Origin of the sequence: Paenibacillus sp. FSL F4-0243 (genome assembly GCF_037963295.1) — a bacterium.
GTDB lineage: Bacteria > Bacillota > Bacilli > Paenibacillales > Paenibacillaceae > Paenibacillus_AQ.
On the sequence record NZ_CP150151.1, the window covers coordinates 671214 to 696047 of the forward strand.

At 47.3% G+C, this 24834-nt stretch carries 20 protein-coding genes; 15 read left to right on the forward strand and 5 right to left on the reverse strand.

Annotation, left to right across the window (positions count from 1 at the left end):
* The first annotated feature begins 93 nt into the window (after nt 1–93).
* The 9 genes from NSS87_RS03015 (at nt 94) to NSS87_RS03055 (ending at nt 7878) form a co-directional block, all read left to right on the forward strand.
* On the forward strand, nt 94–1128 hold the full coding sequence (locus NSS87_RS03015; RefSeq protein WP_339248406.1) for an amidase domain-containing protein: 1035 nt from the start codon (nt 94–96) through the stop codon (nt 1126–1128).
* Between the two features lie 22 nt (nt 1129–1150).
* Nucleotides 1151–2242, forward strand: coding sequence for a D-alanine--D-alanine ligase (locus tag NSS87_RS03020; protein WP_042184669.1), 1092 nt, complete (start codon nt 1151–1153; stop codon nt 2240–2242).
* A 47-nt stretch (nt 2243–2289) separates the two neighbouring features.
* Nucleotides 2290–2607 carry a hypothetical protein gene (locus NSS87_RS03025; protein ID WP_042123954.1) on the forward strand — a complete coding sequence of 106 codons (318 nt, stop codon included), beginning with the start codon at nt 2290–2292 and terminating at the stop codon, nt 2605–2607.
* Nucleotides 2604–3611 carry a UV DNA damage repair endonuclease UvsE gene (uvsE, locus tag NSS87_RS03030; protein WP_339244634.1) on the forward strand — a complete coding sequence of 336 codons (1008 nt, stop codon included), beginning with the start codon at nt 2604–2606 and terminating at the stop codon, nt 3609–3611. Before NSS87_RS03025 ends, uvsE begins: the two co-directional genes overlap by 4 nt.
* A gap of 237 nt (nt 3612–3848) precedes the next feature.
* Nucleotides 3849–4733 (forward strand): inositol monophosphatase family protein, encoded by an 885-nt coding sequence (locus NSS87_RS03035; protein ID WP_042184672.1) that lies wholly within the window; start codon nt 3849–3851, stop codon nt 4731–4733.
* 15 nt (nt 4734–4748) lie between these two features.
* Nucleotides 4749–5009, forward strand: a complete 261-nt coding sequence (locus NSS87_RS03040; RefSeq protein ID WP_076285870.1) for a hypothetical protein — start codon at nt 4749–4751, stop codon at nt 5007–5009.
* Between the two features lie 127 nt (nt 5010–5136).
* Nucleotides 5137–6429: a stalk domain-containing protein gene (locus NSS87_RS03045; RefSeq protein ID WP_339244638.1), complete on the forward strand. Its 1293-nt coding sequence runs from the start codon at nt 5137–5139 to the stop codon at nt 6427–6429.
* A gap of 100 nt (nt 6430–6529) precedes the next feature.
* Entirely contained in the window at nt 6530–7081 is a 552-nt protein-coding gene (gene def, locus NSS87_RS03050; RefSeq protein WP_042193240.1) for a peptide deformylase, read from the forward strand.
* Nucleotides 7082–7257: 176 nt separating this feature from the next.
* Nucleotides 7258–7878: a hypothetical protein gene (locus NSS87_RS03055; RefSeq protein ID WP_339244640.1), complete on the forward strand. Its 621-nt coding sequence runs from the start codon at nt 7258–7260 to the stop codon at nt 7876–7878.
* A 74-nt stretch (nt 7879–7952) separates the two neighbouring features.
* Here the strand turns inward: NSS87_RS03055 and NSS87_RS03060 are convergent, their stop codons facing one another.
* The gene (locus NSS87_RS03060; RefSeq protein ID WP_339244643.1) at nt 7953–9269 is read right to left on the reverse strand and encodes a glutamate-1-semialdehyde 2,1-aminomutase; all 1317 of its coding nucleotides are present in this window, start codon (nt 9267–9269) and stop codon (nt 7953–7955) included.
* Between the two features lie 122 nt (nt 9270–9391).
* The gene (locus NSS87_RS03065) at nt 9392–10444 is read right to left on the reverse strand and encodes an LCP family protein (RefSeq protein WP_042184683.1); all 1053 of its coding nucleotides are present in this window, start codon (nt 10442–10444) and stop codon (nt 9392–9394) included.
* 66 nt (nt 10445–10510) lie between these two features.
* Between NSS87_RS03065 and bcp the strand changes: the two genes are divergently transcribed.
* The gene (bcp, locus tag NSS87_RS03070; protein ID WP_143759600.1) at nt 10511–11017 is read left to right on the forward strand and encodes a thioredoxin-dependent thiol peroxidase; all 507 of its coding nucleotides are present in this window, start codon (nt 10511–10513) and stop codon (nt 11015–11017) included.
* A gap of 123 nt (nt 11018–11140) precedes the next feature.
* Nucleotides 11141–15424, forward strand: a complete 4284-nt coding sequence (locus NSS87_RS03075) for an acyl-CoA dehydratase activase-related protein (RefSeq protein WP_339244646.1) — start codon at nt 11141–11143, stop codon at nt 15422–15424.
* 81 nt (nt 15425–15505) lie between these two features.
* Here NSS87_RS03075 and NSS87_RS03080 read toward each other — a convergent pair whose 3' ends face one another.
* From NSS87_RS03080 to NSS87_RS03090, 3 genes are all read right to left on the reverse strand, one after another.
* Nucleotides 15506–15817: a zinc ribbon domain-containing protein gene (locus NSS87_RS03080; RefSeq protein WP_231573377.1), complete on the reverse strand. Its 312-nt coding sequence runs from the start codon at nt 15815–15817 to the stop codon at nt 15506–15508.
* Between the two features lie 91 nt (nt 15818–15908).
* Nucleotides 15909–16859: a YafY family protein gene (locus NSS87_RS03085; protein ID WP_076301085.1), complete on the reverse strand. Its 951-nt coding sequence runs from the start codon at nt 16857–16859 to the stop codon at nt 15909–15911.
* 183 nt (nt 16860–17042) lie between these two features.
* Nucleotides 17043–17711: a DedA family protein gene (locus tag NSS87_RS03090; RefSeq protein ID WP_076285863.1), complete on the reverse strand. Its 669-nt coding sequence runs from the start codon at nt 17709–17711 to the stop codon at nt 17043–17045.
* A 107-nt stretch (nt 17712–17818) separates the two neighbouring features.
* Here NSS87_RS03090 and NSS87_RS03095 point away from each other — a divergent pair, with 107 nt between their 5' ends.
* The 4 genes from NSS87_RS03095 (at nt 17819) to guaA (ending at nt 24757) form a co-directional block, all read left to right on the forward strand.
* A complete protein-coding gene (locus tag NSS87_RS03095; protein WP_339244649.1) occupies nt 17819–19231 on the forward strand; it encodes a polysaccharide deacetylase in 1413 nt (470 codons plus the stop codon).
* Nucleotides 19232–19358: 127 nt separating this feature from the next.
* Entirely contained in the window at nt 19359–20705 is a 1347-nt protein-coding gene (locus NSS87_RS03100; RefSeq protein WP_339244653.1) for a DUF58 domain-containing protein, read from the forward strand.
* Nucleotides 20674–23058 carry a transglutaminase-like domain-containing protein gene (locus NSS87_RS03105; protein WP_339244656.1) on the forward strand — a complete coding sequence of 795 codons (2385 nt, stop codon included), beginning with the start codon at nt 20674–20676 and terminating at the stop codon, nt 23056–23058. The genes NSS87_RS03100 and NSS87_RS03105 overlap by 32 nt, the downstream gene beginning before the upstream one ends.
* 160 nt (nt 23059–23218) lie before the next feature.
* Nucleotides 23219–24757 (forward strand): glutamine-hydrolyzing GMP synthase, encoded by a 1539-nt coding sequence (gene guaA, locus NSS87_RS03110; RefSeq protein ID WP_042184695.1) that lies wholly within the window; start codon nt 23219–23221, stop codon nt 24755–24757.
* Nucleotides 24758–24834 lie beyond the last annotated feature (77 nt).

Sequence of the window (24834 nt, forward strand, 5' to 3'; positions counted from 1 at the left end):
GCCCTACCATGTAAATTGAAGCGATCTGTATAGCGGCCTGTTTCCTTTCATATACATAGAGCAGCAGTTAAAAGGGAATGAAGGGGTGCGAGTATAATGGAACAACAGTGGAAGCAGAGTCTATATGTATATGTAGATCAAGTGAATAAGGCCAGGGTGGAACCTAAGTCCTCATCGCAAACAGTTTCCGTATCCGTTAAAGATCCACGTTTTCTGGTGGAGCAAGGGGAACGTTCACGCCGTATCGCTGAATGGTATACCGCTCGTGGGATCACTCCGCTGCGTGGAGAAACAGGTGTAAAGACTTTACGGACCGTCCGGCAGACTCCGACTGAGGTGGTAGCAGAGGTTACGCTGCATAGTGCACTCTATTATGAAAAAGGAGGCGTTAACCACCGCGAGGATAGGGTTGAGCTGGAGCGGCTGACCTTTGTGCGGGACGGAGGGGGTTGGGAAATCGCTGCTATAGAACGAACCATTCCCGAAAGGAATACAGTTCATAGAGCTGAGGTGGAGTTATCAGGCAGGTTGTCCAAATGGGGGGAAGCTTTGCCTGCTCCGCTGCCATCACAGCCCCTTCTAAACCGGAATATTCTTGGTGAGATCTCGGGCTCAAGAGAGGTTCGCTACAACCGTGAAGAAGCGGTGGCTTATGCCGATCGTTGGTGGAAAGACGGGAATCCGGAGTTCGAAACATTTGAGGTAGATTGTACGAATTATGTCTCCCAATGCCTCTTTGCAGGGGGCGCGCCTATCAACTATACTGGTAAAAGAGAAACGGGTTGGTGGTACAAAGGCTACCAAGGAAAACAAGAATGGTGGAGTTATAGCTGGGCTGTATCAGACAGTCTGCAGCGCTATTTGAGCGTTAGCCGGAGCAGTGGCTTGCGTGCGGAAGTCATGGAGCGGCCGGAGCAATTGATGCTGGGCGATATCATTCAATATGACTGGGATGGTAACGGGCAATATCAGCACAGCACGATCGTCACAGCCTTTGATGCTGGTGGCATGCCGCTTGTGAATGCACGTACAGTTAGCAGTCGTCATCGCTTCTGGGACTATCGTGATTCCTACGCATGGACGGATCAAACGAAATACCGTTTTTTTCATATTAACGACTATTTATAAGACAGAAAGAGGTTATAAAGGTATGGGGAACGCAAAACTAACCGTAGGGCTGGTGTACGGGGGCAAATCCGGAGAACATGAGGTATCTTTACAGACGGCTTTTGCCGTGATGAACTCATTTGATTACGATAAATATGAGATTATCCCGTTTTATATTTCAAAACAGGGCTTGTGGAAAGTCGGAGAGACGTTATCGGCACCTTATAGTGAGGTAGAGCAGCTCAAGCTTTCAGAGGCAACGGAAGATATGGGCACAGCCCTGAATGTAGTATTTAGTGGACTATCCGGTGCGGATAAAGCGGTGGACGTTATGTTCCCACTGCTGCACGGCACGTATGGCGAGGACGGAACAATTCAAGGGTTGTTCGAAATGGCGAATATTCCTTACATTGGGGCTGGTGTTCTTGCCTCTTCGGCAGGGATGGATAAGGTTGTTATGAAGAAGCTATTCGCTGATGCAGGTCTGGATCAGTGTGAATATTGTTATTTTAACATCAGCGCTTGGAAAAGAAAAAGCCATGAGTTGATTGTGGGTGTAGAGGATAAACTGGGATATCCAGTATTCGTAAAGCCTGCTAATCTGGGCTCAAGTGTAGGTATTTCTAAGGCTTCTGATAAGGAAAGTCTTGTAAAAGCTATAGATTTCGCCTTCCGTTATGACACCAAAGTCATTATTGAGGAATTCGTGGATGCTCGTGAGGTAGAGGTCGGTGTGCTCGGAAATGATGAGCCAGAGGCCTCTGTTCCGGGTGAAATCGTTTCTTCTGGAGAATATTATGACTACGCAGCTAAATATACGGATGGTAAATCGCAAATGATGATTCCTGCGCCAGTAGATTCTGAAGTTGCTGATCGTTTGCGGGAGTCCGCGATAACCGCTTTTAGAGCGATTGAGGGTAGCGGGATTACCCGGGCGGACTTCTTCCTGCGGAGATCGGATGGTAAAATTCTAATTAACGAAGTGAATACGATGCCTGGCTTCACTCCGTACAGCATGTATCCGCTATTGTGGCGTGAGACAGGTGTATCCTATAGAGCTCTGTTAGACCGTATGATTGAGTTAGCCTTAGAGCGCTATAATTTCAAACAAGGTCTTAAGTATGACAACGAGTAATTGAAGCTACTAGCGGGTTCATCCCGACTGGAAAGGGGCGACAAAATATGGGTTTTCAAACTGAATTCAATTCCGTCTGTAAGTTCAAGAATGAACAAGAGCTGTACGAGCTGCTGGAGTATGGGCGTACCAAAATGGTGAAGCAGGGCTTTCGCGTGTATCCGACGGGTCAGAAGGTGATTGCCTACACACCTGAGAATGTAGCTGTAGCGATCGTCAAAATCTCAGCCTCGATTGCAGAGATTAATTTTCAGGGGCATGAGGTTACAGCGGTCGAAATGGAACTCGTGCGTAAATTGAATGAAGAAGAATCAAAAGTGCAAACTGCACTAGCAGATGAAATGTTTTTTGGAGCGCAGGGATGATTGTCCGTTTTGGATATGTAGCGATGTCCACCGTTATCAAAGACTGCTCACCATCCAAGACTATGACGATGGCCTCCTTCAAGAAGCTGGATGACCGTGAAGCGGCACTTCGGCGTTTGGAGAACCTCGCTCGGATGAATCTGCACAATACGCTGCGACTAATGAAGCATAATGTGGGTTCGGACATCTTCGTGTACCGTCTCACTTCCAAGTTGATTCCTCTGGCGACGCATCCTGATTTACAGGATTGGAATCCGTTTGCTGCGCTCGCTGAGGAATTCGCGGAAGTGGGGCAATATGTGAAAAAGCATGGGATGCGGGTGTCTTTTCATCCAGATCACTTTACAGTGCTTAGTACACCCCGTCCTGAGGTGCTAGTAAGTTCCATCCGGGATTTACAGCACCACACGGACATGCTGAATGCCATGGGACTTCCTGCCATGGCGAAGAACAATATTCATATTGGCGGAGCCTATGGGGACAAGCCGGTGGCAGCCAAGCGGTTTGAGAAGCATTTCCGTGAGCTACCAGCAGCGCTGCAGGCACGTATTACGCTGGAGAATGATGATAAGACCTTCACAGCCCCGGAGACACTGGCAGTCTGCCAGAACGTAGGCCTGCCGATGGTGCTGGATATTCACCATCAATGGGTGAATAATGAAGGAGAGCTCCCTTGGGAGCTGTGGCCTGATATTCAGCAGACATGGCGGAGCGAGCTTGCACAGAAGGATGTTCCATCTGGAGAGCTTTTCCCGCCTAAGATTCATGTATCTAGTCCGCGCAGTCCGTCTGATCCACGCAGCCATGCAGATGGTGTGGAGCCTGCGCCATTAGTAGCGTTTTTAAAGCGGATAGCTGCAGATACCCCTGCTATTGATGTTATGATTGAGGCAAAACTAAAAGATGGTGCGTTATTTGGATTGATGGAAGCGATGAAGGAGCTGGCTGATGCCGGTAACGGAATTTCTGTATTAAATGGGGCAAGTGTGAATATCGAACCTTAAACAATGAAAATAAGGCGATAGGTCCCGAATACGGGCCCTATCATGACTTGATATGTAACTTGAAATAGGGTACGTTGAATGAAACTTTATTACGATTAACATTCAAGGGAACATAGAGATGGGTATCCCTTATGGCGGAACTTTGAGAACGTTTTGGCGTAGTGAACGGTATTGTGAATAGGATTGCTTTAAATTTCATGCCAATGGCGATTATGTTCAAGGAAGCGGAGTGAAGATATGAGTCCTTTAAAACCAGAGGGTAAGAAAGAACGTGAACCCTATGTAGTAACAAGCAAGGGACATACGGCGGTAGCCATTAATGCTGCTGCCAAAGCAGGAGAATGGATAAAAAGCAGACAGGGCCTGGTGAAGGAACTTAATACAAAGACATCAGCACAGGATCTGGTCACGGAAGTAGATAAAGGCGTTGAACAGATGATCCGCAGGTTGATCCTGACACATTATCCAGATCATGCGATCCTCGGTGAGGAAGGCGTTTCCCCGGGAGCAGCAGCAGCAACCGCTGCATTGGAAGAAGCTCGTGAGCATGAATATCTGTGGATTGTAGATCCTGTAGATGGTACGACTAATTTTGTACACGGATTTCCTTTTTACTGTGTCTCCATTGCTTTAGTGATTCGTGGAGAATTAACGGTGGGGGTAATTTACGATCCGATTCGTGATGAAATGTTCGTTGCTGAAAAAGGTAAGGGAGCCTACATGCATGGTGTTCCTACCGCAGTCTCTACGGAGGACGTTTTTGGAGACAGCTTGATTGCAATGGGCTTTCCGCCGGACCGTGAATTTGCGCAACCTGTAAATATGGCAGGACTGCAGAGCATTCTTCCGCAGATTCGTGGTATTCGCGCAGGAGGTTCAGCTGCTCTACACTTGGCTTATGTGGCAGCAGGTCGGGTAGATGGGTACTGGGAAGTAGGCTTAAGCCCTTGGGATTGTGCAGCAGGAGTGCTGCTAGTGCTTGAATCAGGGGGCAGAATTACGGATACGCTTGGGCGTCCATACGATATTGGCACTCGTCATATAGTAGCAAGTAATGGTCATATTCACGAATATTTGGTTTCGTCACTGAAGAATGCTGAAGCAACAGGATATAAGCTTTAGGGAGGACGATGCGTCATGAGCGAGAAGGATGATCTGGAACGCAAGCTAAGCGAAATGCTGGTTGATGGTGAGATGGAACAGGGTGACCGTATAGCTAAAGAAATCCGTGAGATCTCTCCGAAGTATGAAATTCGTATCCAGACCACAATGGATCCTATTGTGGAGGAGACGCTGCGGTATCGTAAGATTGGACATGAACTAGACGATCGTTATGATAAATATCTGGAACGTGCCGGGAAACATTTGAATTCACAAGAGGATTCTAATAAAGAATAAGACATTCGTTTCTAGCTGTGATAATAATTGCGATGTTCAGAGCGGTTTCCCGAATATGGGAGGCCGCTCTTTTGCGTTGCTATCAGGGATGGTAGAATGAGAATTAGAACATTTTGGGAGGGATACGATGCTAAGTAAGTGGAGAAGAATTTTAGCAGCTAGCACAAGCAGTATGCTTTTGTTATCTGTGCTGATTGGCGTAGGTGCCGGATCGGCAAATGCAGCTGACACGTCTACAACACAAGATGCAAGTCAGGATGTCTTTCGCATCGTAGCTCTTGGCGATTCGATTACTGCCGGATACGAGCCGGGAATGACGGATGTGAATACCAAGCCTTACGGTTATGCGGAGCGACTACTGGAGCAGGGGTGGTATCATGGCCGGAGCGAGCTTACCAATTATGGTATTCTTGGATTGACCACTGCTGGATTACGTAATTACACTGGAGCCATCAAGGACGGCTCAACGATTACCGCTGAAGGTATTCAGTCAGGTCTTCCAGATCCGCGGATAGACCAATTCGTAAAGTTAACCCCGCAGATCGCATCAGAGCTGAAGGAAGCCGATCTGATTACGATTACAATTGGAGGGAATGATGTAAGCCGTCTTTTCTTACAGGTGAAGGAGCTGACAGATACAGATTTTGAATCTCAGCTGGAGCAGAAGCTAGCGGATTACAATACGAATGTGAAGGCCAGTCTTGAGAATATTCGTGCGATAAATCCTCAAGCAACAATTATACTGGCTGACCAATATCAGCCTGCTCCTAAGATCGCTCTTGGTGCGATGTACACTAAATTGATGACCGCAGCAGCGAAATTTACGGATTCGGCAGATCGTGTGGCTGCAAGTATGAATCAAGAGGGAGCAAAGGTAGTAGTAGCTCATGTAGCGGCAAAGTTTGCCGGCTCAGAGGGATCACTCACGCATATTATCGGGGCAGGACAAGCGGATTTTCACCCTACGCAGCTCGGATACGAGACCATTGCAAAAGTATTTGCTGAATTACAATGGGGGGAATACCGTATTCCCACTGTAGCGGCGATGGCTACGGATACTTTACCGATGTCGATTGTTGTAAAGGGTGTGGAGTTAAATACGCCGAATAAGCCCATCCTTAAGAATGGTCAGAACTTCTTGGCGCTTAAAGATATTCTAAATGCCGTAGGCGCTAATGGAAAGTGGGATAATAAGACCTCCAGTGCTACTATTGAATACGGTGGCCGGACGGTTGTAATCACGATTGGTAGCAAATTTATTAAGGTGAATGGACAGAATGTAGCCATTGATACCCCTGCTTTTCTGCAAAAGGTAGGCAAAGAAGATAAAACCTATCTTCCCCTTGCCGCATTGGCGACCGGACTTGGATTTGATGTTAATTATAGTAGCAAACTGCGAACGGCTTTCATAAATCCATAAATCTGCATACTATATCATAGGTATTTTAAATTAAGCCCGTAAGGCAAAGGTGGATGGAATATTGTCTAGTTCAAAATTTAGTGCTGAATATATCATCACTATGGATGATATTGTACGGGAAGGTCATCCCGTACTTCGTACCGTAGCTCAACCAGTGGAGCTTCCTTTACAAGAGGAGGATCGTGAGACTCTGCAATGTATGCTTCAGTTTCTGAAGAACAGCCAGGACCCGGAGATTTCCGAAGAATACAATTTACGCTCTGGCGTAGGTCTGTCGGCGAATCAAATCGGACTGTTGAAGCGTATGTTCGTGATGTATTCTACGGACGAGAGAGGGAGGATTGTAGAGCATGCTTGGGTTAACCCTAAGATCATCAGTCACTCACTAACCATGGTGTACTTACCGGAGAGCGAGGGGTGTCTGTCCGTTGATCGACCGGTGCATGGTTTTGTACCTCGTTATGAATCTGTGAAGGTAAAGGGATATGATCTTGAGGGGAAGGAAGTGGTCCTTAAATTTAAGGGCTACCAAGCCATCATCATCCAGCATGAGATTGATCATCTCGATGGGATCATGTTCTACGACCGAATCAACAAGGAAAATCCATTCAAGCTTCCTCAGGGAGTGGAAATCCGTAACTTGTACGAGTAAAAGAAAATCTCTGAATCATAAAGCGTGTGGTCTTGCAGCATAAAGCTGAGGGGTACATGCTTTTTTTTGCTATCTGCAAGATTGAAAGATTTCGAATATTTTACAAATTAATCCACAGGAGGTACCATATAGCTAATGGGTAGAAAGTAACTTTATTATAAGAAGGAGGTTATTAAATGGGTTGGGGTAGAATGCCAATAAGAGGCGTGGTCAACGAATATAATGATGAGGTTAAGAAGATTGATGAGCAGATTTTGACTCTGATTCAGGAACGTAAAGCTATAACAGGCAAAAAACGGTTCTCCCCCGAAAGTGAGCTCCTTGAGGAATGGTCAACTAGATTCGAGATGGACACTTCTCAGATTGTACAGTATATACACAGTCTGAATGAGGCTGTGCCCAGACGGAAATATTGGGAAGAGCCTGGTTTACTGCTCGGCGTACTTCCAATTGTGAAGCGGACAGTCCTCGAAGATTGCGAGTATACACTTACACATGCTATGCAGTATGAAACGCTCAGTATAGTTACTGTGGAGATTAAGTATTTAAAAGAAACAGTGGAGCACGTTCATCTTAGACCCGCTCTATCATTGGAGATTTTGAGCGAGGCAGCCTATGAAATCCAGCAGCATGGAGGTCACGGAGGGGGAGCTCATACACAAATGCAGTTCTTGGTCTCGCCACCGCTGCCAGCGGATCTGGATACGGTTCAATTTGCCTTAATACCCGGAGGAGACCAAATGTTTCGACCTACCATGACAGAGATTATATTGGACAAGCAAATTGACTTCGAATAGTGCCTATGCAAAAAAACCTACCACCAGAAGCTTGGTGGTAGGTTTTAGTATGTTTAGTGGCTGTTAATAACGTCTTATTTCTCAGCCGCCATAGCGCGGAATGAATCTTCTGCTGCAATCAGCGTAGCGTCGATATCTGCATCGGTATGTGCTGTCGTTAGGAACCAAGCTTCATATTTCGAAGGGGCGAGGTTAATCCCTCGGTTCAACATGTGACGGAAGAAGCTACCGAACAATTCGCCATCTGTATCCTGTGCCTCATCGTAATTCGTAACTGGATGCTTACAGAAATGAGTAGAGAATGAACCACGGATGCGGTTGATCGTCAGTGGAATGCCATGACGGTCAGCGGATTCCTGAAGACCGCCGACAAGGCGGATCGCAAGCCGTTCCATCTCATCATATACGCCTTCTGCGCTCAGCACTTCCAGACAGGCGATCCCTGCGGAAATGGAAGCAGGATTTCCCGCCATTGTTCCCGCTTGGTATGCCGGTCCTAGTGGGGCTACTTGTTCCATCACATGCTTACGTCCGCCGTACGCGCCGATCGGTAGACCGCCACCGATGATTTTGCCGAGTGCTGTAAGGTCAGGAGTAATGTCTTCATGGTTATCCAGTCCTGCATATGTCTGTGTGGAACCATAGTGGAAGCGGAAGGCCGTAATGACTTCGTCATAAATAACAAGTGAGCCGTTAGCATGAGCCAGCTTGCAGAGCCCTTCGAGGAATCCCGGCTTCGGCATCACCATACCGAAATTACCGACGATCGGTTCAACCATTACAGCGGCGACATCTTCGCCCCATTTTTCTAGTGCCTCTTGCAGGCTTTCCAGATCATTAAAAGGAACAGTGATTACTTCCTGTGCAATACTGCTAGGAACGCCGGCACTATCTGGAATGCCAAGCGTAGAAGGCCCGGATCCTGCTGCTACGAGCACTAGATCAGAGTGGCCGTGATAACAGCCAGCGAATTTTACGATTTTGCTGCGCTTTGTATAAGCACGAGCGACACGAATGGTAGTCATAACCGCTTCTGTGCCGGAATTGACAAACCGGACTTTATCCATAGACGGAATAGCTTCTTTAAGCATTTTAGCAAGCTTAATTTCGAGCTCTGTTGGGGTTCCGTAAAGAACACCATTCTCAGCTGCAGTGGTAATTGCCTTCGTTATATGTGGGTGAGCATGGCCGGTAATGATCGGTCCATAGGCTTGGAGATAGTCGATATATTCATTGCCATCTACATCCCAGAAGTGAGATCCGCTGGCACGTTTCATAAATACAGGTGCTCCGCCTCCAACGGCTTTAAAAGAGCGGGAAGGGCTATTTACACCTCCAACGATATGTTGAAGGGCTTCGTGATAAAGTTGCTCAGATGTGGAACGATTCATAATGTGATCATCCTTTCGATTGTTGGTGCTCATGGCAACGGGCGAACAACGGTGTTTCCGCTGTCCGCCCGTATTATACCATTGCCTGTAGTGTCTACTTGTGAACGTTGCTTGTCAGATCTTTATTGGGTTCCGCTAGTATTACTATTTGAAGTAGTCTCTGGTGAAGTTGAAGGTGTAGGCGTTGGCTCAGGGCCATTTAAGGTATCCTGAACAAATTCCTTTAATTTTTTCTCACTGCGAATGCCTATAACCTGCGATCCGTCACTTGTAGTTTCCTCTTTGAGCAGATCCATTGGCGGAATTTGCTCACTACCGCCCATGGTACTATCGTACCCAACGGTTGCAAGCTTCCACATATCATTTACTGTCAGATTGGTTTCGATATAAGGCGTAACTTGAGACAGGATATTCGGTAGCTTGATTATGGATGTGGTCTTGATCAGCTTGTCAGCCACAACCTTGAGAAAAGCACGCTGGCGCTCGGTCCGAGTGAAGTCGGAGGTAGCGTCATGTCGAAAACGTACATATTGCAGAGCTTTATTACCGTCGAGATGCTGATATCCTTTTTTAAGATCAATGTCATACTCGGGACCATCTGCAATGGTCTTGTACACCATATCTTTCTCGACTTCATAATCTACACCACCAACGGCATCTACTAGCTTGATGAATCCTTGGAAGTCCGTGTAGACATAATATTGAATCGGGATGCCGAGCAGATCGCTTACAGTCTGCATCGCCGTGTTAGGTCCATAAATGATAGCTGAATTAATACGTTTTTCGCCGTGATCTGGAATCGGAACGTAAGTGTCTCTAAGAATTGAGAATACGCTGATTTTCTTCTTCACGGGATCAAGTGAGGCTACGAGCATTGTATCAGAACGAGGAATTTCTCCCTTCTTGACACCGCGGGCATCTACGCCCATTAGCAGTATATTAACAGGCTCTGTACCTTCCCATTTTGGAGGTTCTGGCGTGTCGACATCAACAGTTTCAGCATTCTTAAATGGTGAATTCTCGGTGTTCGACATGCTGCCAAGCTCAGTGTAGATGGATGTAAAGTAGTAAATGGCTCCACCGATAATAAGGAGGAGTATAATGGCCAGTGTCCAAAGCAGCGGTTTCTTTTTTGACTTACCAGTCTTTGCGTGCCTTTTCTTTCTAGGTGGCATTTCTCGTTCTTCCTTTCGCATTCACATTCTCTACATTATAATTTCTTTTGGGGATACGCGCAATTCATGCTCGATCCTCCAATATCAAGAAGGAGTGGATATAACTTGAACGTAGTAGCTATTGGACAAAAAGTACCGAATTTCACTCTTCCGTCTTCCAACGGGCAAGAGGTTAGTTTAAGTGATTACCTGGGCCGAAAGGTCATTTTATATTTTTATCCTAAAAATATGACACCAGCCTGTACGCAGGAGGCCTGCGAATTCCGGGACGCCCATGATCAGATTACTACGCTTGGTGCGGTTGTTCTAGGCATCAGTCCAGATCCTTTGGCTTCGCATATGAGATTTACGGAGAAGAACAGTCTACCCTTTCCACTGTTGTCTGATGAGGATCATAAGGTCAGTGAAATGTTCGGTGTATGGCAGCTTAAGAAGCTCTATGGTAGAGAATTCATGGGCATTGTACGTTCTACTTTTCTGATCGATGAGCAGGGGATCTTAGTGGAAGAATGGCGGAAAGTACGAGTGAAGGGTCATGTAGCATCTGCCATAGCAGGGATTTCCAAATCATAAAGTTTGTTAATAACTTTTTGTAAAAGTCTGTTACATTTTTAACAGCTTTCATAAGGTGTTGTCATGATATAGTTTCCTCATAATTGCTTCAAATTTGGAGCAAGACGAGGTGGTGTAGTGATAATGCTGCGTATTGGCCTTGATATCGGATCAACTACTGCGAAAGTGGTTGTTATAGAGCGTAACACTATTGTTTATCAGGACTATGTAAGACATTATAGCGATATAAAAAAAGCAGCCCTCTCTCTTCTATCTGATGTACAGAGCAGATTTCCTGAGAGAGGCGCAGCCCTTACTGTAAGCGGTTCCTCGGGCTTATCTTTATCCAAACTGGGAGGCGTACCGTTCGTTCAGGAGGTGATCGCCTGTACAAAGGCGATAGGCGAGCTGATTCCAGAATGCGATACGGCGATTGAACTGGGGGGTGAGGACGCCAAGATCATCTATCTCCGAGGCGGCATTGAGCAGCGTATGAATACGGCTTGCGCGGGAGGAACGGGAGCATTTATTGATCAAATGGCATCGCTGCTACAGACCGACCCAGCGGGCTTAAACGCATTGGCAGAGAAGCATGAGCGAATCTATCCTATCGCTTCACGCTGCGGTGTATTCGCCAAAAGCGATGTGCAGCCGCTATTAAACGAGGGGGCCCGCCGGGAGGACGTGGCGGCTTCAATCTTTCAGAGTATTGTTAATCAGACGATCAGCGGTCTCGCTTGCGGACGTCCGATTCGCGGACGGGTGGCTTTCCTTGGCGGACCGCTAACCTTCCTGCCAGCCCTGCGTCAGCGTTTTGCGGGGACGCTTGAACTTGCGGAGTCAGATATTCTTTTCCCCGAGCGGTCGCAGTATTTCGTAGCGATTGGATCAGCACTCTCTGAAGCGGATCCTACTATTTTGCCGCTTTCAGGCTGGATCGCGCGAATAGCGGCTGTGGATTTTACAGCGGATCGGGCAGCGGATGCTGAATTACCACCGCTGTTTGAGAACCCCGAAGAGCTTGCTGCGTTCCGTCAGCGCCATGGTAAAGCTTCTGCTGCCAGATCAGACCTGGCTGTGTATCGTGGCCCTTGTTATCTGGGGATCGATGCGGGGTCAACAACAACCAAACTCGTATTGACCGGCTCTGCTGACGAAATTCTACATACCTTTTATGGAAGCAACAAGGGGAATCCCTTGTATTCTGTCAGTGAGGCACTGAAGGAAATGTATCGGGTTCTACCGGAAGGCTGTTATATTGCAGGTTCTTATGTAACAGGTTATGGAGAGGGGTTAATCAAAGCCGCTTTATGGACGGACGGCGGTGAAGTGGAGACGGTTGCTCATTACAAGGCCGCATCTAAGTTCATGCCGGAAGTAGACTTTATTCTGGATATCGGCGGACAGGACATGAAATGCATCAAGATCCGCGGCGGTGCTATCGACAGTCTAATGCTCAATGAAGCCTGTTCGGCAGGCTGCGGCTCTTTTCTGGAGAGCTTTGCTTCTGCGCTCGGATTAGGTATCGAGGAGTTTGCCAAGTCAGCGCTGGAAGCAGTCAAACCTGTTAATTTGGGTTCCCGCTGTACGGTATTCATGAATTCTAAAGTGAAGCAGGTTCAGAAGGAAGGTGCGTCGCTGGCTGATCTTTCGGCAGGTCTTGCCTATTCCGTAATTAAGAATGCCCTGCAAAAAGTAATTAAAATTCGCAACCCTGAGGATTTAGGGCGGAATATTATTGTTCAGGGCGGCACCTTCTATAACGAAGCCGTATTGCGGGCCTTTGAGCGCCTAACGGGGAGAACGGTAGTCAGACCGGATATTGCTGGCGTTATGGGAGCGTACGGTTGTGCACTGATTGCCCGTGAGCAAGCAGGGGCTGACGGAAAAAGTACACTGCTTGGACCGGAGGAAATAGCCAACTTTAAGTACGAGGTATCTTCAGGTCGCTGTGGCCGCTGTGGAAATAACTGTGCGTTAACGATCAGTCGGTTCCCGGACAAGAGCTTCTACGTTACAGGCAATCGCTGTGAGCGTGGTGCAGGAGGCAGGAAAGAGAAGAATGTACTGCCAAATTTGATGCAGTATAAGTATGAACGTTTCTTTGACTATGAAGCATTACCTGAGGCAGGTGCAGCACGGGGCACTGTCGGTATTCCACGTACGATGAATATGTTCGAGAATTACCCGTTCTGGCACACTTTTTTCACCAAACTTGGCTACCGGGTAATTCTCTCTCCTAAATCAAGCAAGAAGCTCTATGAAAGTGGGATGGATACGATTCCTTCAGAATCGATCTGCTATCCTGCAAAGATGGCGCACGGACATGTGCAGAGCTTGATCGGTAAAGGCGTCGATTTTATTTTTTATCCTGCCGTAGTGTATGAGAAGAAGGAAGATGAAGCAGCGGATAATCATTTCAATTGTCCGGTGGTCGCCTCTTACCCTGAGGTCATTCGCAACAATATGGATGGGCTAAAGGATAATGGAATCACGCTGGTCAGTCCGTTTCTGACCTTCGACGATAGATCTGCGCTGACTAAGGGACTCGTGAAGACATTTACAGGGATTCCGAGAGAAGAGATTGCGAATGCTGTGCAGGCAGGACTTGCTGAAGCTGACCGCGCCAAAAGTGATGTGCGTACCAAAGGTGAAGAGACGCTTGCGTATCTTGCCAGCACTGGGAACAAGGGAATACTTCTCTGTGGTCACCCTTATCATGCGGATCCTGAAATTAATCACGGCATTGCAGATATGATTACCGGTATGGGACTCGCCGTGCTGACAGAAGATTCTGTCTGCCATCTGGACCGAAGTGAAGGGGATGTGGCGGTAGTTAATCAGTGGACCTATCATGCCCGAATGTACCGCGCAGCCCGCCTTGCCGCAGTCCGAACCGACCTGGAGCTTGTTCAATTGACTTCCTTCGGTTGTGGGATTGATGCGATCACCTGTGATGCCGTACAAGACATTATGGAAAGGCATAACAAAGTATATACGCTGATCAAAATCGATGAGATTAGCAACCTTGGCGCTGCGCGCATTCGGCTGCGTTCACTGCTGGCAGCGATGCGCGAACGGGAAAAAGGAAAGGTGCTGCCACAGAAGCCGCCTAAAATACAGGCTAATGTAGCATTCACGAAGGAAATGAAAGAAACGTACACGATCCTTGCGCCGCAGATGTCGCCCATTCATTTTGAATTGTTTGAACAGGTCTTCCGCGATGCGGGATACCGTCTCAAGATCCTTGAAACCACTGGGCCTGAAGAGACGGAAGAGGGCCTTAGATACGTTAACAATGATGCATGTTATCCCGCTATTGTAACGATAGGGCAGATTCTGTCGGCACTGAAGAGTGGGGACTATGATCCGAATCGTACCGCTGTAATCATGTCACAGACGGGCGGTGGCTGCCGGGCGACGAATTATATTTCTTTGCTCCGCAAAGCCCTAAAGGATTCAGACCTCGAACAGATTCCTGTGATTTCGCTGAATGCTTCTGGAATGGAGAACCAGCCAGGCTTCCGAATCAGTCTTAAGCTGGCAAATCGGCTGATCGCTGCGGCTTGCTATGGTGATCTAATGATGCGGTTGCTAAATCTTTTTAGGCCGTATGAGGTCGTTCCACAGAGTGCTGAGCGTTTATTCCGTAAGGGGATGGAGCGCTGTAAGGTCAGCCTAGTCAACTTCTCGTTCCGAGAATATAAACGTCTGATTCGTGAAATTGTAGCTGATTTTTGTAAGCTGCCCGTTACAGGTGCTACTAAACCAAGAGTAGGCATTGTTGGAGAGATCCTGATTAAATTTCATCCGGACGCCAACAACCGCATCATCGAGATGATTGAGGCAGAGGGCGGAGAAGCGGTAATGCCAGACTTCTTAGATTTCATCTTTTATTGCGTGTATAATCCGATCTACAAAGCCGAGCAATTCGGTAAAAGTAAACGGCTAGGATATATTAATCCGATGTTGATCTCCTATCTGGAGATTTATCGCAAGCCGATAAAGGTAGCTCTTGAGGATGCTGGACTGGCTAAAGGACGGGAAAATATTTATGGTCTTGCTGAGAAGGCCAGCCGACTGGTATCCGTAGGAAATCAGATGGGTGAGGGATGGTTCCTGACTGCAGAAATGATGGATCTGCTGGATAATGGTGTGAATAATATTGCTTGTATTCAACCGTTCGCCTGCTTGCCCAATCATATTACCGGGCGTGGGATGATTAAGGGCCTTAAGGAGTTGTATCCAGGTGCGAATATCGTCGCCATTGATTATGATGCTGGAGTTAGTGTAGTTAACCAAGCGAATCGAATCAAGCTGATGATGTCGATTGCTAGCAGTCATGAAGGGAATGCTGTGTCTGATTTAGAACCATCACTTAAACCGCTGCAGCAGCCCCTACTTGAAGGCTCCTACAGTTTAACCTGAGCTTAAAAAGGTAACATATAGAAGAAGTGCCTATAAAAAGCGGACCAAGAATTCACTTGGTCCGCTTTTTTGTGCTGATTATTAGTTTGTTGAAGGAGAGCTGGCTACGCCTCTCCATCGTTTCAGATGAGGCAGCTGTTCGGCGAGTAATTTGCGGGCGACAGCCTCATCCATTCCTTCTTGAACCAAGTAGCCTGTACAAATGTCAGACATTTCTTGCAGCGTAATATCAGGCTGTTTAAATGCTCCATCTTCGTAGCAGTATACACAATAATCCTCGATCTTTTGCCCTTCCTTGTTCGTTCCAAGTAGATCTTCCGTAGGCATAGGCATCCCACAGCTTTGACAAAATTTCGGTTCGCCTTGCATTTGCCCTACATGCTCTTGATTCATATACAGCACTCCTTTTAAAAGTATGCGAAGCTTATGAGCACTCGCTTTAAGTACATTATAGAACTATGAATCTGACGACATACCGTCAGGTTTAAAGCGAGGTTGCATATTTTTTGGCAACCCCAAGAGCTAACTCTCCAAGCTTCTGACGAATATGTTCCGGCTCTAGCACTTCTAAAGCCGTTCCGAAGCTGAGCAAGAAACCATAGAGCCATCCGTCCTCGGGATAATGGATGGACACGTTATATCCACCATGTCCGTCCGGTTGAAGCTCAGTGGAGTCAAAGCGATCTTCCGCTAGATGTCTGCCTTCAGCTGTGAAGTGCAGAAGGATTGGCGACACTACTGAGGCAGAAGTCACTCGCTGATAATCAGTGCTCCAGGGTAGCTCATGCATGTCCCTATCTTCTCTAATGAACTCCCGTTTTTCTTTAACGAGTCCTTTCATACGATGCAGCTTGAATAATCTGAAATCCTGGCGTTGCAGGCAGTAACCATACAAGTACCATGCTTGTCCTTTTAAGACTAAAGTATAGGGCTCGACAGAACGCTGACTGGACTGCCCCTCGGCATTGACATAATCAAAGGCCACAGTTCTGTTTTCTTCCAGCGCCTCTTTTAGAGTTGCAATCTTCTCTTCTAGGATAGGCTGAAGACCCCAAGGAGAGAAATCGATGATAAGCTGGGTCGTTTTGCTTCGGAAAGCGGCGGTCTGTGAGGGCGGGATTACGCTACTGATCTTCTCCATGAGCAGAGTGTGTTCAGTTCCTCCATAAGAGGAGACGCTTTGCAGAGCGGAAAAAATATCAGCCAGCTCGCGGTCGGTCAATACATTGCGGTCTAACCGGTAGCCTTCCATAAGGCCGATACCACCACCCGATCCCTGATAGGTGACGATAGGAATTCCAGCCCCATTAATACTTTCAATATCACGGTAAATGGTACGCACGGACACTTCGAACATGTCGGCGAGCTCCTTCGCCTGAATGAGACGCCGGTTCATTAGTAGAATGACGATAGAGAGCAATCGATCAATTTTCAAAAATAGAGCCCTCCTTTTCGGATAATTTCGTTATGTAATGATGTACTACATCTTAGCAAATTCTTGAAAATAAAGCATGGATGGAGCCTCGGGCGCTGGGTTTTGCTGGGGGAGCAGGGTTTTCTGTAATTGCTATACTGTTGGCAGGGTATGCGTTGATACGTAGTAAAAAGAGCGGTGAATTCACCGCTCCTTGGAAGGTTTTTTAATCTGGGCCTGAATCCGAGTGGCAGCTTTGCCAGGGAAGAGGCGGGCACCAATGTTTTTGCGATAACGGTAAATGATCACAAGAGCTGCTATTACTGCACCACCAGAAATAATCCAAAGCGCATAGGACTCGAACAAATGGAAGATGCCCATCCACTGTGGACCAAACACCTTTCCGATGCTAAGAAATAGCACTACCCAGAATACGGCTCCACTATAAGCATATAGGGCGAATTTACGGAAGGGAAGCGCGATAATACCAGCAAAATAACCTGTAAAGTGCCGTACCCCTGGAATGAAATAACCGATAAAAATTAGAAAGCTTCCGTATTTCTCAAACCATTTCTGTGTTTTTTCTAGCTTAGTAGGTGAGAATAGAAACCATTTTCCATATCGCTGGATAAAGGGCATACCGGCTTTTAATCCGACAAAATAGGTGAGGGTCATCCCAGCAGTGGTGCCTGCAAAAGCAACTACAATTAGTGTAAAGAAATCAAGTCTCCCAGTATAGGAAAGGAAACCGGCAAACGCCATAGTGGTCTCTCCGGGAAAGGGCAGGGCAACGAACTCGAGAAGTAATCCAAAGAATAATACGCTATATCCATATTTAGTGAATAATTCTTGTATAAAACTCAGCATTTCCATAAGATTGTCACTCTCCAAGAGGCAGTTGCCTTATTCTATTTTACAGCTTGTCTTCATACAATCTACCAAATGGCTTTTAAGCCAATAGAATGCTGGAGGTAGAGAAGATGAAGGGTAATAAAAGCGCACACAGCCGCCGAAAGTTGATAAGCGGATTGCTCGTTATGGTTGTAATATTCATCGTAATGCTCGGATGGAGTATAGGGAAAAACTTGAATTCATGGGAGCTCCGATCCTTGCAGCCCGCTAGCGCGGAGTCTGTATCTGTTAAGAATAAGCTTACCGCAGCGACGATGCAAGATTTGCCATCTGCAGTAGAACCCCTCGCTTCTGCATCTCCGGAAGTTCACTCCTCTTCAAGTGCGGCCCTTACTGTGAATCAACTCCCTCAAGCTAATGGGGTAGAGAAAATATCCAAGGTTTCGACAAAGAGTTCTGCAATCACAGCAGCCAAAAAATCTAAAAAAACAGTCTATATTACATTTGACGACGGACCTAGCGATAACACCTTCAATGTACTTGAAATTTTACATCAGGAGGGTGTGAAGGCAACCTTTTTTGTTCTTGGTAATCAAGCGAAAAGCCATCCTGAGCTCATCGACTCCATATGGGAACAGGGCCATGCGATTGGCAATCATACCTATAATCATAATTACCATGATTTATATAGTGGATTCACGGAATTTTGGAATCAAATTAAACAGACTGAAGAGATTGTTCAGGGGATTACAGGGGTTCGGCCACAGCTTATCCGCGCCCCAGGTGGAACCTATGATCATTTTGATAATACCTATTTCAATTTATTGAAGCAAGCAGGTTATAAGGTGATGGATTGGACGGTGGATAGCGGCGATTCTAAACGGAAAGGCGTGCCAGCCTCAGAAATTTTGAAGGAATCCACAATAGATATGAAGTCTTCCCAGGTTATTTTGCTGCTACATGATGGTGGCGGTCATCAAGAGAGCGTCAAAGCGCTGCCGGACATTATTGCACGCTATAAGGCGGCTGGATATGACTTTGGCCTATTGGATGAAACGGTAGAACCTGTACAATTTAGAGTCTCTTCAAAAGCCACTAATTTGGGGCGGAAAAAGCCTTCAGAAGCTTGGGTCGCCTCAAATATCACACCGAATGCGGAGCTCTTTGCGCCTGGAAAGCCATTGATTCTGGAGGTAGGAAAGCTGGAGACGAAGCTGAATCCCGGGGAATATTCCGTGCGAAATGGACAGTATATGGTTCCGCTTCGTGCTGTAATTGAACGGCTTGGAGGGCGAGTTAGCTGGGATGTGAATAGCCGAAGTGGAGAAATAGATTGGAACGGGAAAGCGGTCATTGCCGATGTAATGAACAAACAATTGATTCTAAACCATCCTGATAAGGGTCAAAAGACAATCGATGCGAGGGTAGAAATGATTGGTGGATCGATCTGGGTATCGCTACGAGAACTGCTGGAGACAACAGGTCATCCTCCGCTTAATATAAGCGTTACTGAAGTAGAACGCCGGGTAAAAACATTCTGAAAGAAGAGCTGAGGCTGTCTAGTAAAAAGAAAAAACAAATGTCTGGGCACCCTTTTTCATGGGAAGAATAGATAGTAATAAGTTCCTGAGCTGGGAACAAGTCTATGACCAAAGGATGGGTGTCCCATTGTCCTCTTCATCACTAATTGATCAATTGAAGAAAGATGCCGGAAGTGTCAAAAGCTTCTCTTATCCGCGTAGCCGAAGTGCTCTGATGGAATGGTTAAGGATGCTGACTGTGGCTGGAATTATAGGTGCTTTATATGTTTGGCGAGGAGGTCCGTCTTTGCTGTTTCTCCTGATCGTTGTTGGAGTTATTATGCTCGGTGGACTTATGCTTCAGCTCTCTGGTCCACGGACGATTAAGCTAGTTCGTACAATTACTCCTGCGAGACCGATGGCTGGTAATACACTTCATGTGAAGGTACAGCTGAGCTTCTCTTCTCGGTTGCCTCTCCCTTGGATGACCATTGCCGATTATTGGGGTGATAGCCATCATCAGAAGCTGCTATTTCCTGGATTCAAACGTTCTTTTTCATACACATATACGATTGAAAATTTATCTCGCGGCAATCATCATCTGCTGGGCTGTAGAGTAACTTGGGGAGATTTTCCGGGTTGGTTCACGGGAAGATCTGAACCGGATGGAGGACAGAGTTTTAAGGTGCTGCCAGCGCCTTTATACTTTGTTGGAACTGTACCAGATAGCGGATTTATGACGGGTGACACCTTGTATTCTAGACGGGGAAGAAGCATCAGCGATGAGGCTTTGGAATCCAGGGATTATGAGCCAGGAGATCCACTTAGCCGAATTCATTGGAAGAATAGTGCAAGAACGGGAGCGCTGCAGAGCAAAGTTCCAGAACGGGAAAAGGCAAGAATGACCTGTATCGTATTGGCTAATGACCCGCTCAGCTACGAGGTTCCTACAGATGCGCTTAAACCTCGTGGGAGCCGAGACGATTCGCCTCCAGCATTTGAGAAAGCGGTGTCGACAGCGATGGGGCTGATGCTCTCCGCTGAGCGTTCAGGTGCTTATGTTCAGTTGTTTAGCGGCGGTTGGCCAGAAGGTATGGCTAGACATGAAGGTCTGGGTAAAATCCCAGGGAGAGTGCTGGATATTCTGACTGAAATTTCCCTGGATGGCACTAGAAACCTGTCGCTGCTGCTTGATGATGCCTCCCGAGGCTGGATTCCGGGGATGACAGTAGCCATTATCACGGGACGGCTAGAAGAGGAATCTGCCAAGGTGATTGCCAAGTTCTTGATGCAAGGTGTGAAGGTGGAGCTTTATTATGCTTGGGACCAATCAGCACCGAAGCCAGGGGAGGCTCGCCAGCCTGGAAAGGGAACTGTCGGAGATAGTTTGGCTCGTCTTGGAGCACGAATGTTTTGTCTGGATGATGCATTGCCAGCATTCAGATTCAGGGAGGTAGAGTTCCATGAATCATCCGGAAAACCAACACTACGGTAAGGGAAAATCGGGTGATACAAAACTGGCTATGAATGGCTTTCAGTTCAATTTGGGGCAAATAGAGAACAGACATGCCGGTAAGCAGAGAAAGGTACCTCTGTACTATCGTTTGCTGTTCTCTTTGGCCATTATGGGGCTATTTATTGAATGGTTACTCCCTTTATATAGGTCTGCTTTATTAGAAGATACCTCCAAGATGCTACAAGTTCTAATGGTATTGGCGGCAGTGTTGCTGTTATGGGGGATATTTCAGATTCCGGGGTGGCTACTGCTAAGTATTCAATTTCTTATTACTGTTTCAGCATGGATTTACTTATGCAGTGGGGGCGAAGGCATAGGGTGGTTAGGGATTTATGCGGACGAAATTCCGAATGATCTTATTCTGCTTCTTTCTGGACATGTTTCTCAGTTAAGCGAGATTAGCAGGCTTTTGATATTGATTGTAGGTTGGGGGCTATTGGTATCCTCAGTACAGCAGCTTGCACTCTTCCGAGGGAGTACAGTGCTATTCACGGCAGTTACAATCATTTACTTGCTGATCTTGGATATGGGCTTTGACGTCAATACCACAATGGATATTGTGATATCCATGGGTCTTATTTTTTGGATGCACGCGATGAGTGGTCTCCTGCGTCTTCAAGAACGTGAGGGAGTTACTACACTGCCTTATGCGCGTTGGGGAGGGTTGACTTTGGCGACAGCCATTGTCGTGATGGCAACAGCATGGTTCGGTGGGCAGCTGCTCGGGGCAAGACCAACCAGCGAGCTTACGTTGCAATCGACATTTCAGAAGCTGCAGACTTGGGCTTCAGGCCATTTGCCAGAAGATAAGGCGTCTAATACTTCTGGTACAACAGGGTATAGTTCGAATGACGGTGAACTCGGTGCCCCGTTATCCCGCAATACTGAACCAGTCTTTACAGCTATAACTAGCGAGCGTACTTACTGGCGAGGTGAGAGCATTGCTTACTATGATGGCCGCCGATGGATCAGGGGGGGCGAAGAGTTTATGCCGCTTAATCTGTCCGGTATTCCAAAGAATCCTTCATTGATGCTAAGCGGTGAAACTAGGAAACGAACACTTCAACAGCGGATACAATTTGCCACCCCTTCTTCCGGAGGAATTCCTTTATTCAATGCGGGAATAATAACTGATGTTGAGTCGGTTGAACTCTTGGGCGGAAGTAAACTGGGATATGTGCTGTCTAACATAGACAGAGAGAGTTTTCGTCTGCCTGATTCAATAGGCTCTGCACGGATCACAGAATATTCAGTGGAGTCCTTACTTCCTGAGAGCGATCCAGTACTGCTTCGTGGTTTAAGCAGTAGCGATCCTCAGGACATTATGGGCAAGTATTTGCAATTGCCAGATTTGTTACCCGTACGAGTGAGAGATCTGGCGGAGATGCTTACAGCTTCTTCAGGTAACCGCTATGACTCTGTAACTGCCATTAAGGATTACTTACAACATGGATATTCCTATACGTTGAACACAACGGTTCCACCATCCGGATCTGATTTTGTGGATCACTTTTTATTTGAGACGAAACAAGGCTACTGTGTTCATTTTGCAACAGCTATGACCGTACTGCTGCGCAGTGCAGGAATTCCTGCTCGTTATGTCCAAGGCTTTGGGCCTGGGACCTTGCAGGACGATACTATGCCGGCGAAGTATTTAGTCACCCAGGGCGATGCCCATGCTTGGGTGGAGGTCTTTTTCGCCGGCGCCGGTTGGGTCCCATTCGACCCAACGCCTGGCCCCGCCCTTGCCGCAGGCTTCGCCGCACCGGCGCTGCCTGCGGCAGCCTCGCTCGCGCCGCAAGCTGCGCGAAGCGCGGGCCTGCCCGCCCTGCCGATGGCGGGCGGGACCTCTGCTGCGCCGCTCGCTGCCGCGGCGCTGCTTCCCGCCGCCGCTTGGCGCTGGCGGCGTAGCCTGGCTCTGCTGCTGGCCGCGCGCAGCGCCAGCAGCATGAGCCGCGAGAGGCAGCTGCGCGCTGCCTCTCTAGCTTGGCACGGGCTGGCGGAGCGGTATGGACCGCCGCCGCCTGGTGTCACTGGCAGGGAGTATATGGACTCCCTGCAGATCTACGATGCCGGACTAAGCGAAGCCGTCCGGCAGTTCGTACGCCAGTGGGAGACCCTGGCGTACGCGCCCGCGACTTCAGACTTCGTCGCAGCCGATCCCGCGAACGAAATGCCTGCAACGTCTAGAATTTCAGCAAGGTCGATGATATCTGCAATCCCTGCAATGTCTGCGGCGTCAGCATCACCTGCAGAGATCAGCGAGCTTACTACTCATGATGCGTCCGCGTTTATACGCGAATGCCTGATCATCACCTTCCGGTTAACTTAATCGGTCAGAACAGCTGATGCTGCTATACAATTCCTTCCATGGAAAGGAATGTTCTTCATGAAGTTTAACTCTCTCCTATTATGAGAAGTGTGTTCTCCTTTCCTTGACGATGAGAATTAACCATGAGTATAATGAATCCAATAATCAAGGGAGGCTCGTAATGAATAAGCCAAATGAAATTATCGTCGTTCTCGATTTTGGGGGACAATACAACCAACTTATCGCGCGCAGAATTCGGGACTTGGGAGTATACAGCGAACTTTTGCCGTACAATACGCCAGTAGACAAGATCAAAGCACTTGCACCTAAAGGGATTGTCTTCTCTGGTGGCCCTAGCAGTGTATATGCTGAAGATGCTCCACATGTAGATCCAGCGATCTATGATTTAGGAGTACCGATCTTCGGTATTTGCTATGGTATGCAGCTAATGGCTCACCAACTTGACGGTAAAGTGGAACGCTCCGCTAAACGTGAATACGGTAAAGCCGATATTGATTTTGAAGAAGGTACTGCACTCGTTGCTGGGCTAGAGAGCCGTCAGACGGTATGGATGAGCCACGGTGACCATGTAGTTGAACTTCCAACAGGATTCAAGCTGGAGGCAGGAACTGAAAGTGCTCCAATCGCGGCAATGAGCAATGATGAGCGTAAATTGTTCGCGGTTCAATTCCACCCAGAAGTACGTCACTCTGTACATGGTAATGAGATGATCTCGAACTTCTTGTATCAAATTTGCGGTTGCGACGGCAAATGGACGATGGAATCGTTTATTGATGAAGCTATTCAAGATATTCGTAACCAAGTTGGAGACAAAAAAGTACTCTGCGCACTTAGCGGTGGCGTAGATTCTTCCGTAGTTGCAATGCTTATTCACCGTGCAATCGGTGACCAATTAACTTGTATGTTTATTGATCACGGTCTTTTGCGTAAAGGTGAAGCTGAAAGTGTTATGGAGACCTTCGTAGGTAAATTCGATATTCATGTCGTGAAAATCGATGCACGCGAGCGCTTCATGAGCAAGCTTGCAGGTGTTGAAGATCCTGAACAAAAACGTAAAATCATCGGTAACGAGTTTATCTACTGCTTCGACGAAGAGTCGGCTAAGCTCGGAGATTTCGCATTCCTTGCACAAGGTACACTGTATACGGATATCGTTGAGAGCGGAACAGCTACGGCACAAACGATTAAATCTCACCACAATGTGGGCGGTTTGCCGGAAGACATGAAATTCAGCTTGATCGAGCCACTAAATACCTTGTTTAAGGATGAGGTTCGTAAACTGGGTGAAGAGCTGGGAATGCCACGTGCTATCGTTTGGCGTCAACCTTTCCCTGGTCCAGGTCTTGCTATCCGTGTCTTGGGTGAAGTAACAGAGGACAAGCTTACTATCGTTCGCGACTCTGACTACATTCTGCAAGAGGAAATTGCTAAAGCGGGATTAGACCGTGAAATTTGGCAATACTTCACTGCCCTGCCTAACATGAAGAGTGTTGGTGTTATGGGGGATGCCCGTACTTATTCCTACACAGTAGGTGTGCGCGCAGTAACTTCCATCGACGGCATGACGGCTGACTGGGCGCGTATCCCATGGGATATCCTTGAGAAAATCTCCGTACGTATCGTCAACGAAGTTGAGAACGTAAACCGCGTAGTGTATGACATTACTTCGAAACCACCAGCAACAATCGAGTGGGAATAGGATCGGTGCAACTATAGATTTCAAAAAAACTCTCTTTTATTTGCGTTATTTAGCAAATAAAAGAGAGTTTTTTTATT